At 34.0% G+C, this 13,518-nt stretch carries 12 protein-coding genes and 1 tRNA gene; 5 read left to right on the plus strand and 8 right to left on the minus strand.

Annotated elements, in window-relative coordinates; translation table 11 throughout:
• Window positions 1-6: 6 nt before the first annotated feature.
• Window positions 7-597, plus strand: coding sequence for a riboflavin synthase (locus OGZ34_RS03060; RefSeq protein ID WP_263362090.1), 591 nt, complete (start codon window positions 7-9; stop codon window positions 595-597).
• A 33-nt stretch (window positions 598-630) separates the two neighbouring features.
• Here the strand turns inward: OGZ34_RS03060 and OGZ34_RS03065 are convergent, their stop codons facing one another.
• The gene (locus OGZ34_RS03065) at window positions 631-843 is read right to left on the minus strand and encodes a hypothetical protein (protein ID WP_263362091.1); all 213 of its coding nucleotides are present in this window, start codon (window positions 841-843) and stop codon (window positions 631-633) included.
• 747 nt (window positions 844-1,590) lie between these two features.
• The gene (locus tag OGZ34_RS03070; protein ID WP_263362092.1) at window positions 1,591-2,181 is read right to left on the minus strand and encodes an outer membrane beta-barrel protein; all 591 of its coding nucleotides are present in this window, start codon (window positions 2,179-2,181) and stop codon (window positions 1,591-1,593) included.
• A 139-nt stretch (window positions 2,182-2,320) separates the two neighbouring features.
• On the opposite strand from OGZ34_RS03070, the gene OGZ34_RS03075 reads away from it, so the two are divergent.
• From OGZ34_RS03075 to OGZ34_RS03085, 3 genes are read left to right on the plus strand one after another with little or no spacing between them, the layout of a single operon-like run.
• On the plus strand, window positions 2,321-2,902 hold the full coding sequence (locus OGZ34_RS03075) for an RNA polymerase sigma-70 factor (protein WP_263362093.1): 582 nt from the start codon (window positions 2,321-2,323) through the stop codon (window positions 2,900-2,902).
• 2 nt (window positions 2,903-2,904) lie between these two features.
• A complete protein-coding gene (locus tag OGZ34_RS03080) occupies window positions 2,905-3,861 on the plus strand; it encodes a FecR family protein (RefSeq protein WP_263362094.1) in 957 nt (318 codons plus the stop codon).
• Window positions 3,851-6,346 carry a TonB-dependent receptor gene (locus OGZ34_RS03085; RefSeq protein ID WP_263362095.1) on the plus strand — a complete coding sequence of 832 codons (2,496 nt, stop codon included), beginning with the start codon at window positions 3,851-3,853 and terminating at the stop codon, window positions 6,344-6,346. The genes OGZ34_RS03080 and OGZ34_RS03085 overlap by 11 nt, the downstream gene beginning before the upstream one ends.
• A 78-nt stretch (window positions 6,347-6,424) precedes the next feature.
• Here the strand turns inward: OGZ34_RS03085 and OGZ34_RS03090 are convergent, their stop codons facing one another.
• A complete protein-coding gene (locus OGZ34_RS03090) occupies window positions 6,425-6,814 on the minus strand; it encodes a helix-turn-helix domain-containing protein (RefSeq protein WP_263362096.1) in 390 nt (129 codons plus the stop codon).
• A 743-nt stretch (window positions 6,815-7,557) separates the two neighbouring features.
• Here OGZ34_RS03090 and OGZ34_RS03095 point away from each other — a divergent pair.
• Window positions 7,558-7,755, plus strand: a complete 198-nt coding sequence (locus tag OGZ34_RS03095) for a YodC family protein (RefSeq protein WP_263362097.1) — start codon at window positions 7,558-7,560, stop codon at window positions 7,753-7,755.
• A 97-nt stretch (window positions 7,756-7,852) separates the two neighbouring features.
• Here the strand turns inward: OGZ34_RS03095 and OGZ34_RS03100 are convergent, their stop codons facing one another.
• The 5 genes from OGZ34_RS03100 to OGZ34_RS03120 all read right to left on the minus strand — a co-directional run bounded on the left by OGZ34_RS03100 (window position 7,853) and on the right by OGZ34_RS03120 (window position 13,504).
• Window positions 7,853-9,376, minus strand: a complete 1,524-nt coding sequence (locus OGZ34_RS03100) for a P-loop ATPase, Sll1717 family (RefSeq protein ID WP_263362098.1) — start codon at window positions 9,374-9,376, stop codon at window positions 7,853-7,855.
• Between the two features lie 158 nt (window positions 9,377-9,534).
• Window positions 9,535-9,608, minus strand: a tRNA-Ile gene (locus tag OGZ34_RS03105).
• Window positions 9,609-9,755: 147 nt separating this feature from the next.
• On the minus strand, window positions 9,756-10,160 hold the full coding sequence (mce, locus tag OGZ34_RS03110) for a methylmalonyl-CoA epimerase (RefSeq protein ID WP_263362099.1): 405 nt from the start codon (window positions 10,158-10,160) through the stop codon (window positions 9,756-9,758).
• 22 nt (window positions 10,161-10,182) lie between these two features.
• A complete protein-coding gene (locus OGZ34_RS03115; RefSeq protein WP_263362100.1) occupies window positions 10,183-12,540 on the minus strand; it encodes a hypothetical protein in 2,358 nt (785 codons plus the stop codon).
• Entirely contained in the window at window positions 12,500-13,504 is a 1,005-nt protein-coding gene (locus OGZ34_RS03120) for a hypothetical protein (RefSeq protein WP_263362101.1), read from the minus strand. Before OGZ34_RS03120 ends, OGZ34_RS03115 begins: the two co-directional genes overlap by 41 nt.
• Window positions 13,505-13,518: the final 14 nt, after the last annotated feature.

Raw genomic sequence — 13,518 nt, forward strand, 5'->3', positions numbered from 1 at the left:
ACAACAATGTTCACAGGAATTATAGAAACCCTAGGAAGGATTCACGAAATAAAAAAAGATCAAAACAATCTTCACATCACAGTTGACTCATCTATTACAAATGAATTAAAAATTGACCAAAGCGTTTCCCATAACGGAATCTGCCTTACAGTCGTAGCCATAAAAGATTCATTTTATACTGTAACCGCTATCGATGAGACTATTTTAAAAACAAATATCGGTGACTGGGAAGAAGGCGATATTGTAAATCTGGAAAGAGGAATGAAGCTTGGCGATCGTCTGGACGGACACATCGTACAGGGACACGTTGACCAAACCGGAACCTGTATCAAAATTGAAGAAGCACACGGAAGCTGGAATTACACTTTTGAATACGACAAAAACCTCAACAATATTACCATCGAAAAAGGCTCTATTACGGTTAACGGAGTGAGTTTGACGGTTGTAAACTCAAAAACAAACGAATTTAGCGTTTCGATTATTCCGTATACTTTTGAGCACACCAATTTTAAAAATTTCAAAGTTGGAACCAAAATAAACCTTGAATTTGATGTTGTTGGAAAATACATCTCAAGACTTTATGCAATAAACAAGTAAGTATTAAAACCTGTTCATAAAAAAAGCTTCAATTTACATTGAAGCTTTTTTTATTTTATTTCTATATATCATTGTAATTCCTAAAACAACAGCCAATATTGCCAAAAAAAGTAAGTGATCATCTATTGGTACTATGTCCGGATCATTCCCATCATCTGGTGGCGGCGGTATGAATTGTGCCAAAGCACTAAAACCAGATAGCAAAGTCAGGCAAAATGTAAAAAAAACAGTCTTGATTATCTTCATAATTTCAACATGCTGCAACACAGCACGGTAGGTTGTTAAATTTATCTATTTTAATATAATTCGCACAAAAACAGGGGCTTACAACGAATTATTCGGCAAATGTATAAGTTTTTTGCAAAAACACAAGATTTAAAACAAAAAAAGAAAAACAAAAATAATACACTTATCCTGACACAGGAAAAACCCCCGAAAACATTAATCCTTACCGGTACTTACGTATATTTTTGTGGTTTAGATTTTTTTTCTACAAATCTAAACTTCGATTCCAACAATAAACCCAACTTCTACCATCTCAGAGCACAAAATCCATCTGAATGATTCATAATCTGTTACTTCAAATAAAACCTATATCGCTCCAAAATAACTTAAAGCATAAAAAAAGACCGTTTCGGATTACGAAACGGTCTTTTCTAAACTAGCTAAAGGTTATTTGCCTTTTTGTACTTTTTCCAGATATTCTACTTTTTCTTACATTGAAAAGGCAATTATCGCAAATTGTTACCCATGGTTTCAATCACCGGATTTGTCTTGTAATTATACATTGCGTTCACTTTTTGTTCCCGATGGTTGAAACCATTGGCAATACTTCTACTTGCCCATATTTATGTACAATTTGTTTTTTTTGAGCAATCTTACCTTATTAACCTGATCCATTTTTCTTTAAAAATAAATGGCTAAATATTTAAACTATTTAGCCATTTATGAACATTACAAACAATTTGTTTTCTCAGTCTAATAAACTATTGTTTAAAATTTATAGTTTAGACCTGCACTTACAATTCCTCTATATCCGAATCCGACTTCTGCAAACACACCAAGTTTTTTACCTACACGTATACCTGCAGGATTAACCTGAAAAGCAAAATCAGCAGCATTGTCTTTAACGGCAGCTCTATTAGGCTCTGTTTGTGTATATCTTTCCAGAACAACACCTGCAGCAGCTGAGCCATAAAAATCCAACCAATCTGTTTTTATGTAACTAAACGCTATCGTTGGCATTACCATTAAATAGCGATTGGTTCTCTTACCAATAAATTTGTTATTTTTATCGCTTTGCTCGGTTTGTTCCTGCTGAAAAGCGATATCACCACCTACTCTTATTCGTTCGGTGATTTGATTTCTATAACCCAAACCAAAATTCCCAGAAGATGTTGTCTTAGAATTTAGTTTTTGTCCCAGAATTGCGGAAGATAATGCATCTGAAAAACCATCTACAAAAGTCATTGGTATACCATCGCTATAGGTTAGATTTACTTCATGTTTACCGGTTTCTTGTGCTTTTACTACAGTTGTACCGAATGTTAAAAAAATTACGCATACAATAATTGACTTTTTCATTTGTTTTAATTACTTTATAGTTAATAAATTTAAATTTGCGGCAATAATATCTTACACTGCCTTATTACTAATACGTCAAAAAATAAAATACCCCTATTACGCTGCAATAAAAATTTAAAATCTCCCTACTTTTTATGATATGAATGAGGACCTAAAGCATTTTAAACAATTGTTCAGCGAGCTTTATCAGCCCTTATGCAATCATGCCTATAAATACCTTCAGGATCGGGATGAAAGTGAAGATGTGGTGCAGGAACTGATGATTAAAATATGGGAAACCCGCAAGGATTTACTTTCTGAAAAGAGCCTTAAATATTATCTGTATATAGCTGTTAAGAATCGGTGCATATCTATTCTGAGAAAAAAAATCTATATGTTTGACATTGACGAAATGTCTGCCGATATTGCCGAAGAAATTCCCGAAACAAAACCCTTATCAGATGCTAACCAGCTTATAGAACAAGCATTTAATGGAATTCCACCAAAATGTCTTGAAATTTTCAAACTGAGCCGTATTGAAAAATTAAGCTATAAACAAATTGCAGAGAAATTAGAAATATCAGTAAAAACAGTAGAAAATCAGATGGGCAAAGCCATCAAACATATACGGGAGTTTGTCAAACAACATCCCAACCTAATTGTTTTCTTTAAAATATGGTATTTTAGTCATTACATAGTGGGGGTTTTAAAAGAATTTGTGTTTTATTTAAAAGAGGTTTAACCATGGACAACCAAGATATTAATGTATTACTGGCAAAGCATTTTTCAGGAGAAACGAAACCTGAGGAAGAAGCTGTGTTAATCAATTGGATAAAAAACAATCCTGATGAATACCTCTCGCTTAAGATTTTTTTTGCAGAAAGTCAGCCATTAGACTCCCCTCAGTTGTTTGAAACAGCTAATGCCTGGAACCGCATAGCACCAAATTTATCATCCACGAAGCCAACCGTATTTCAGTTGTATAAAAAATACCTATATGCAACAGCAGTTGCAGCCGTTTTCATTTTAATAAGTACGTTCGCTTTCTTGTATGCGAATGCCGAGATAACTGTCCAGACAGCTAATGGACAGGTAAAAAGTGTCGAATTGAGCGATGGTTCTTTAGTTACTTTGAACGACAACTCGAGTATTACCTATAAAAGATTTCTGTGGAACAACCGTACTGTCAGCTTAAATGGGGAAGCTTTTTTTGAAGTAAAACACGACGAGAGCAAGCCTTTTTCTGTAAATACGGGCACACTAGCCGTAAAAGTTTTAGGAACCTCTTTTGTTGTAAAAACAACAGAAAAAGAAAAATCGGTAGACGTGATTACAGGAAAAGTCAAGGTTACCGCCACTCCTACTAATCAAACAGTCGTTTTGGAGAAAAAACAGACCGTTCATTACATTTCCAATAGGTTAATTGAAAGTGACACAGCCGACAAAAACTTACTCTCCTGGAAAACAAAGTCTCTTTCTTTCGAAAATACTCCACTTCAAAAAGCCTTTGAGGATATTGAAAATTGTTATCATATTAAAATACAGGTAGAAGGCAAAATCTCTGATTCCTGCACCGTTACCACAAATTTCAAGAACGAATCTATAAAAGAAATATTAGAAGAATTCCGTTTATTGTTTGGGCTTAGTTATACACAAAAAGGCAATACTATTTGGGTGAAAAACATATCATGTGAAAAGTAATTCTCCCATAAATAACTGGTTAACAACTTCATTCTATTTTGTACTTTTCTTTTGTGCCGGATCTGTACAAGCACAAAAAACAAGCTTACTGGAAAAAAAGATCACTATCCAAATAGAAAATGATAGTATCGGAGCTTATATTTCCACCATTATAGCACAAGGCACAAATTTATCCCTAAGCAATAACAAACTCAATCTTGGCAAAAAGATAAAGATCGACAAAGGAACTTATAAATTAAAAACGCTTCTACATCTTCTTTTTGAAACAGAATCAGTAAAATTTCTCGAAAAAGATAATAAAATAATTATCTACACGGTTTCACGAGCTCCTGACCCATTTACTATTAGCGGGTTTGTTTATGCAGGCGACAGTAAAGAAGCGCTACCCTACGCTACTGTACGAGTTTTAAACACAAACATTGCTGTTAATTGTAATGATTACGGCTATTATACGCTAACACTGCCCGAAAACAAGTACATCATAAATGCGAGTTATACCGGTTTTACTTCACAAACAGATACGATACTGGTAAACAAAACCATTAAAAAAAACTTCAATCTTGAAATGGGACTATCCCTTGCTCCGGTTGAAGTTAAGTCATCCAAAAAACCTTTAAATGAGATTTCCAGCATAATCGATACGCAGCATGTTAACGCTCTTCCCTTTCTAATGGGGCAATCAGACCCGTTAAAACTTCTTACCTTAAAACCGGGAACCTATGGCACTTCTTTAAATGTAAGAGGAGGCTCAACTGATCAGAATCTGGTTTTATTAGATGGTGTTCCTATTTACAATTACAATCATTTTACGAGTTTGTTATCTATTTTCGATTCGCAGGCCATCAAACAAATAAGTTTTTACAAAGGCGGCTTTCCGGCTCGTTACGAAGGAAGACTATCGTCGGTCATAGATGTTAAAACAAAAGATGGAGACATGCAATCCTACCATGGGGCTGTTAATATTGGCTTACTAACGGGTTCTGCGATGATTGAAGGACCTATCATAAAAGACAAGGTGTCTTTTATGATTAGTGCAAGGAGAAGCTGGATTGATGCTTTGACCAAAGCGATTTTTGATCAGGATATTAATTTTAAATACCGAATGTATGATGCCTATTTTAAAATTAACTATTTTATTAATTCCTCCAACAGACTGTACCTTGGTGCCTATACCGGCGGAGATCTTATTCGTGTAAATTTCTTTTCTTCCGAAGCACCTCAGCTTACCTGGACCAACAGGACACTTTCTTTGCGCTGGAACAGGGTGTACAACCCCAGACTGTTTCAGAATTCGGTTCTACTGCTAAGCAACTACAATAATCAGTTTGCCAATGCAGATGAGGATGGAACCAGAAAGTTTCGTATTACAGATATAGGTATCGAAAACAACCTGAACTATCACTGGTCGTCATTCCTAAATAGTGCGATAGGCTTACGAATAAATATGACTAATTTTTCTAATAACACTATTGACCGTGATCAATTGATAAAGTCATTACATTTCAAAACCTATTGGGACAATGATATAACACTGTCTGATAAAGTTCGAATAAAAGCAGGTCTTCATTATGCAACTTTTTTAACTAAAAACAAGGTTTATAATTCTTTTCAGCCCCGTACCAGTTTGGTTTACAAGTACAGCAATTCTAATAGTCTCTTTGCCTCCTATGCCATAATGGAACAGTTTTATCATCAAATTGCCCAGAACACCTATGCCTTACCCTCAGATTTACGCATGCCAAGTACAGATCAGTTACCTCCGGAAAAGGCTTTTATTTATGAAGCAGGCTATGAAAAAACTTTAAACAAAGGATACATCAGATTACAGTTTTACGAAAAAAAAGTATCCAATATTTTAATGTATCAACCCCTTTATGATGTTTCAGATCAGGACAAAATACAATCCCCTCTAATCGGGTTTGGTAATTCAAGAGGCTTGGAACTTGAATTTTCTAAGCAGTTCAAAAAGTTTGATGTACAGGCATCGTATACCCTGAGCAAATCGACATTGCGATTCCCCACAATAAATAATGGTCAGACATTTAATTCTCCAAACGATATAACCCATCAAATAAAAGGAGCTGTTATCTGGAATATTAACCAATCCTGGGTCCTATCCACCATGTTTAATTATAGTTCCGGCATTTTAATCTCGGCACCAGATTCTTTTTCCTATAATGACAAAAAAGATTCGTACCCAGTAGATCCCAACCAAAGCAATGAAATATCAAGACCTAATAACTACCGTTTACCGAGAAATTACAATGTAGATGTTGGCGTCTCAAAAACAAAAAGAACGAAATCCGGCAACCAATCCAGATTGTATTTTGGAATTAACAATCTCGTAGGACAATCTCCACCGTTTATCATTGAAACCAGTTTAAGTAATGACACCTTTAATTTAGAACAGGTCAGAATGTTTAAATATTTTCCTTACGTTGGATATACTTATACTTTTGGAACGGGTAAAGAAAAATTAAACTAATTTCCGGAATCTCTGAAAAACAAGCCATAAAAAAACCGCTTCACGATATGAAACGGTCTCATCTAAATCGATCAAAGGTTATTTCCCTTTTTGCGCTTTTTCTAAGTATTCTACTTTTTCTTTTTCGGCCTGAAGCAAACGCTCGTAAAGCTCAACCACTTTATCAAGAGGATTAAAAGCACAATGGTGGTTGTTGCCAAAATTATTATTTGGACTATCATTAAAAGTATTAAAATAACTGATCATAGCTTCTTCTGAAAAATTTTTAATTGCTTCAACAGTAACTCCTAAAGCATTGGCTACTGCCAAAAGCTTGTCATCATCCAGTTTTTCACTGTTTTCAATGTTTGAAACCGCCTGCTGGCTTGTGCCTAAAGCCTGCGCCAATGCTTCCTGTTTCATATCACGAAGTTCACGAATACGGCTGATCTTTCGCCCTATGTGATTTGGTTTTGTTAGTGTGCTCATAATTCAAAGATAATAATTAAGTTTTATAACCAACAACAGGTAAAAAACATATACAGTAATGTGTACTACCACTAAAAAGTAATTGGTTGTTGTTTTACTCAACAAAAATATTCTTTTTCTTACAAACAAACTCAATGTTTACTCTTTTTTTGATAGCAGCCCTTGAAATGAACAAATACACTTTCTTCCCTTATACATAAATAAATCCGACAGGTTTCTTAATTCTACACGAATTTTAATACAGATTCTAGCTATGTAAATGAATTTAAAAAATTAGGTGCTATATTAAAAGAATTTGAGGTGAAAGACCGCAGCAATAGACTTATCATAAATGTAAAAATGATAAACCTAAACAGACAAACATTACCACTCTACATCAGAAAACGAAGACATTATTATCGGCGAATATTTATTAGCACTTTTAATTTACAATGGACAATCAATCAATCAATCAATCAATCAATCAATCAATCAATCAGATTTTAGAAAAAACCAATGAAATCGAAGACAAAAAAGGGAAGCTGTAAAGCAGATTATTACCGAAATAGTTTTAAATTTTATAAATCTTAATCCCGAATATATTTATACAATAAAAGACAATTAAAAGCTGGTAAATCTCTGAATTCATCAAAATCTATTCAAACGAAAATTAACACTAATTGTTAATAATAAGGATTACAAATATCACAATACAAAACAAATAACTTGTAAATTGTAACTACCAAAAAACTAAAAAACATACAATGGAAAAAAAATTTCAAATCGGAGACAGCGTTGTTCTAAAAAGCGGAGGACCAACAATGACAGTTACAAGACATATCGGAACGACACCATTATCCGGACCAAGCCAATATACCGGTAGAGTACAATGCTCTTGGTTTATTGACAATAAAGTTGAAAGAGATGAATTCCCTCAAGAAGCTTTAGAACTAGAAGAATAATCAAAAAAAGTCTGCTTTGTAGTAAAGCAGACTTTTTTACATTAACAAACATTTTTTAATGATATTTCTACTTTATTAATGACCAAAAATTTCACCATTACTCATTCAACGTATTACACACAGGACATGGATAAGTCTTAACATCAAAATTTCGATAGAATATTGTTCCACATGATTGATGATTACATCTTCGAACTTTATTAGCGATAAAATCATCTAGATTTAACTTAGGACATGCAATAAAAGCCAGTCTAATTTCTTGTAATGCATATTCATTAACTGCTTTAGCATTTTTCCTGTTAACTAACCCAATTTTTTTCAAGTAACCGCCCGATGTCCACGGAAGAATTATATTACGAACTGCTGGAGAATTAGAAGCCAGTTTACTTGTTACTAATTCTTCAATAGTAAATGAAACTTTATTCATTTTAATTAGATAATTTAAATTTGAAGAATTTGTTATTAATTCTTGTGCTTTCTCTTTACAAAACGACTCAATTGAAGCATCAACTATATGTTCTTCAAATTGAATTGAACTAGGATTAAACTTAAACTGTTCTGACAATATCCTATTACAAATTCTCACACAATCTCTTGGAGATAATTCTGAAAATAAAATAACTCTACCTAATGACTTTCTGTTCTTAAAAAGTGATGTAAAATTCGTTACTCTACCATCACTATATGCTGAAACACGTTTTGATAACATTGTTTGTATTTGTGACCACGTCCAAACTAAATCATACGAAAAAACTCTGTCAGGTCTCGCATGCTCCATGGTAAAAGGTCTTAAAGCATCCCAAAGAAAAAACTTAAAACTAATATTAGGTGTTTCCAACAGCTCCAAATCCTTTATTAAATCACAAATAAGCGTAAAACTTGAAAGCGGATTATTTCCCGTAAGATTCTGTTCGTCAACTTTATCAACCAAGACCATTATTGAATTATAACCTGCTTTATTTAAAAGAGAATTTATATTGAAAAAATTATTTTTATGGCTAAATTCTAACTTTTTATCTATTTCAACATTTGAAAGATCAATCTCTAAACCTTTACTCTTAGTTATTTGTTTTACAACATTTACAATTGGTTCTTTAAACCCTTTCCATATATCCACAATATGATCTTCAAAAGTTTTTAAACAACTAATTGCTTGATTAGGGAAAGAAGCAGGCGTTTCAAATAAATAAATCCTAGCCAACTTATAAATATATTGCCTCTCCGAAAATGAAAAAATAGAATTAAAATCAAAAGATTCATCATTAATTCGATTAAAAAAAGACAATAATAGCAATCTATTTAAATAAGTTAAATGATATGAAAGTGTTATCTCATTTATACTGCTAAAAGCTGATAAATCATGATTTGTATAGGTTATTGTCAATATGTCATCAGACTCTTTTGCTCTTTTTTCGACCATTATCCTCTGAGCTGTTTTGCCACCACCTCTCGGAGCATAAACAATATTTGAAACGGGATTATAAGGATTACCCCAAATATCTTCAAAATAATCTGGCTTTATAAAATAATTACCGATTATGTCAATTTCTTTATCCGCATTTGAATACTGAAATGGATTTATTCCAAAACCGAGGTTAGCTAAGTATTCATTAAAAGTCATCTATCTGTTTTTTTTCAATATTATACAATATAATATTAATGTTTGCTCGTAAAGATAATACAATCTTTTAAAGAATGAAAAATTGAAAAATTGCCCCTCATCCGTTCCCTAGAAACAAAAAAAGCCTCTACATTGCTGTAAAGGCTTTATTCTAGTAGTGGTCCCACCTGGGCTCGAACCAGGGACCACCTGATTATGAGTCAGGTGCTCTAACCAGCTGAGCTATAGGACCGGTTTGAGGATGCAATATTACTACTATTTTTCATTCACTCCAAATATTTTGGGAGATGATTTGCATTTAATTTCAAACAACACCCTGTGTTTCCTAAAACACAATTGATTTTCAACTGCTTATTTCGAATCCTAAAAAGAAAAATTTTTATTTAATTTCCTGACAAAGCTCGACTAAAACACCATTTGTGTTCTTTGGATGTAAAAAAACCACTAATTTATTATCCGCTCCCTTTTTAGGAACGTCATTAATCAGCACGAAACCTTCGTTTTTCAAACGGGCGATTTCGGCATGAATGTCTTCGACATCAAAAGCGATATGATGAATTCCCTCTCCTTTTTTCTCCAAAAACTTTGCGATAGGACTTTCAGGATTTGTAGCCACCAAAAGCTCGATCTTATTGGTTCCGGTTTGAAAGAACGAGGTTAAAACCCCTTCGCTTTCTACCGACTCCATTTTATAGGACGGAACGCCCAATAATTTTTCGAACAGCACATTGGCTTCCTCCATATTCTTCACGGCAATTCCGATATGCTCAATTTTATTTACCATAACCTCTAAATTTTAATTTCAATTATTGATTTACATACGTATTAAAGTAACCGCATTCGGCAATAACATCCTGATAATACTTCGTATCCGAATAGTCTTTCTGCAACGCTTTAAAACCACTCCAGGCAATAAAATTAATTTTATCGTCGTCAGCTTCCCACCAGTTTTTAAGGTTGTTGTACTTATTATTGTAATATTCGTTTCGTTCGCATTTGGCCAGCATATAAATACATTTTGCTTTTTGCTCTTTTGTTGTGGCCGCTTCCAACGCCTTTTGATAGTACATTTTAGGAAGATCACAATTGGTTATCATTCGTTTCATCGAATCTCTAAACGAATACGGACTTGAACCGTAACCTATAATTGTGATTTCATAAAAAGTTCTTCCGTTTCCGAAATGTGTAATATTATAAAAGGCATTACCCAACAATAAGCTATTCGTGTACACGTCTTCTTTTTGAGCCAGTTTACCTTGCATTTCCTTTACGGTAGTCAGGAAATCCATAAAAGTATATTTTCTTTTTTGATACGCCGTGTGATCGCAGTCGTGACAGTCTTTTATATTTCCGTTAAACGGATTCCCCAGAAACTTGCTGTATTGAACCGAATCGGTTTGTTTCATGTACTCAATAGCTTCCGGAATTTTATTTTTAAAGGTTGCCTCAACCGCCTGAAAATTATTGATATCTTTTAGCTTCAAACTATAAATTCCTGCTCCGATACTTTCAATTTCAGATTTATTGGATTTAGACAAGAAAGCTTTCATGTCTAATAAAACTTTTTCATTGTCATAAAATGAATTTCCATCGTTCCAATAACTGTAACGCGATTCGCCATAAATTTCAGCCATTACCGGATTTCCTTTTTCCCTGTAAAGCGTTGACAAATAACTTCTGCTCCAGGAAGAAGCATTCTGATAACGAAATTCCTGCCCTTTGTAATTCTTCGGAAGTTCAAAATACAACCAGTTTAAATCGGCGAGGATTGTTTTTTCGTTTTTATCCGTAAGCTTGTCTATTTTACTCAAATTATTTACAAAACGAAGCAAACGCAATTGCATTCCTGCCAGTTCTGTTTTAGGAAGCGTTTTCACCGCCTTATCAAAATTCTTATCTGCATTGGCATAATCTCCTTTTAAAGTCTGTAAATACCCCAGAGACAAATCCCATAAGTAAGGCCGGTCTGTATTTCCTGCTGCCGAAATTTTAGCGATTAAATCCAATGTCTTTTGATCAACCTTAACCTGATTTTCGGTTTTGTTTTCGGCCACACTAAGTTTTTTCATAGGCTGATTTTCTCCTCCATCCTTCTGAAACGAATTGTTTATCGCCTCCTCTTGTCTGTTCACTAATCGTGTTACCAGATAATTCAGATGTTCGCTTTTAGGATCTAATTCATAGATTTTTTCAATGGACTTTTTTTCGTCTTTGTAGTAACCACGAACAGCCCAAAGCGCTGCTTTTTCCTTATTATTTTTAGCCATCGTCAACGCCTTATTCCAGTCGGTTTCATTTTTTGGCCTAAAACAATAAGCGGTAACGATTCTCAATTCCGGGCATTTATCAAAAACCTGTGCGTACAAATAGTTTGAAGCTGCAAATTTATTTTGCTTGTGATTCACTCCTGCTACGTAGGAAAGTGCTCGGTAATACAGCACATTTTTAGGAACCGATTTTTCTGTTTTATTAAAAAAATCAACGGCTTTTTGTTTGTTGTTGCTGTAAAAACGAGCTTTCATGGTCAAAAACCAATATCTGTTTTTCATAAAAGGATCCGAAGTCGTGTTGTACACATTCTCGATAGACTGAATCATCTTGGCATCGTTGAACGTTTTTGCCTCCACCGGATCGTAACTCCAATAATCTCTGTTAATAGAAACGGTTTCTATTTTTTGCGCCAGATATAAAAACTCGACAAAGCTTTTTACTTTATCATCCTTCAGCGAAATCTTTTTCCCCCATTTCAAAGAGGATTTATTTTCCTTTTTGTTTTTATAAAACGTATGAAGATCTTTGATTTCTTCCTTGTTTTTTATCGCACTTTTATTTTCTGAATAATAATCCGGTTTTTCTTCTCCAATTAAAAAATAATTTACGGTAGTGGTATCGATTTTCCCTTTAAGATACGTTCCCCAATCAGACTTAATATCTTTGTTGAAACGGGAATTGTGCTCGGTATCAAAACCAATTCCGTAGAAAATTCCACCCGACAGGAAAAGCGGTGAATAGGATTTGTCTGCAAAAGTTTCGGGAGTAAAATTAGAACTGTACGATCCAAAATAATCCCAATCGCCATCTGCACAGGCATAAATTACTCCGTATGCAAAAAGTAAAACCGCACTAGAAACAAGAAATAACTTGTTCAAAAATATTCTTTTCATAGTTTTTTAAATTGAATTCGTCTAAATCGTAAAATATAATTTCTTTGGGCTGCTGCGCGGTATTCTCACCCAGTTCTTCCGCCATTTGTTTTAAATCTGCTGCCGTAATTACCTCCATTTTTAAGAGGTCATTTTCTTCATAAAAAACTCCATTCTTATAATTGGATTTTTTCGCTTTAAAAAAGATTCCACTTAGTTGTTGAAAATTTGAATCCCTTTTGAGTTCAGCTACATTCATTTTAGAACGTAAACCAATTACTTTTTGGTTTCGGATATGAATTCCCCAAGAATATATAGGTAGGGCAAAATCGAGATGCATCGGATACTTTTTCAGACTTTTTAAATAGCGTTCTGCAATTTTCTGATCGTATATCGAATTTAAAGAATCGGGAGCAATTGCCCCCATGTTATAATACATCAAAACTCCGGAATCTACGTTCGGAATTTTAGTTTTCTTAAAATATTTCACCTGATGCAAGCGAATTGTTGCGGAGAGTTTTTTTCCGGAAAGCTTTTTAACACTCTCAATAAATTTAAGATAGTTGTCTTTACTTTTAAGGGTCCAGTCGCAATCGATCTGAATTTCCTGAGATGTAATTTTGTTCTTCGTGCTGATTTCTTCAATCAAACGAACTGTTTTCTGTGCCAGATCCTCCACATCAAGCGAAGGAGACAACATAACTTTGTTTTGAATAAATACTACGGGTACAATTTCGAACTTGGTTACGGCGTCCTGAAAACGAATCGGACTAAGCGGAATCGGTTCTTTGGTCTGGGGATGCTGGCCAATATCAAAATACCGAATATAAAGCTTAGCGACTTCATTGTGCTTCAAAACAAGCTTCTCCGTTTCAGATAATTTCAGAATGGTTTTCCAGTAATAAAAAGCAACAACCGGCTTTTCATTCTTACTACAGGAAATCAGAAAAAGAATTAAGAAACCAATAAAAAATCTTTTGATCAAAACTTAGGAAAAAT

It is taken from the genome of Flavobacterium collinsii (assembly GCF_946903285.1).
Lineage (GTDB): Bacteria > Bacteroidota > Bacteroidia > Flavobacteriales > Flavobacteriaceae > Flavobacterium > Flavobacterium collinsii.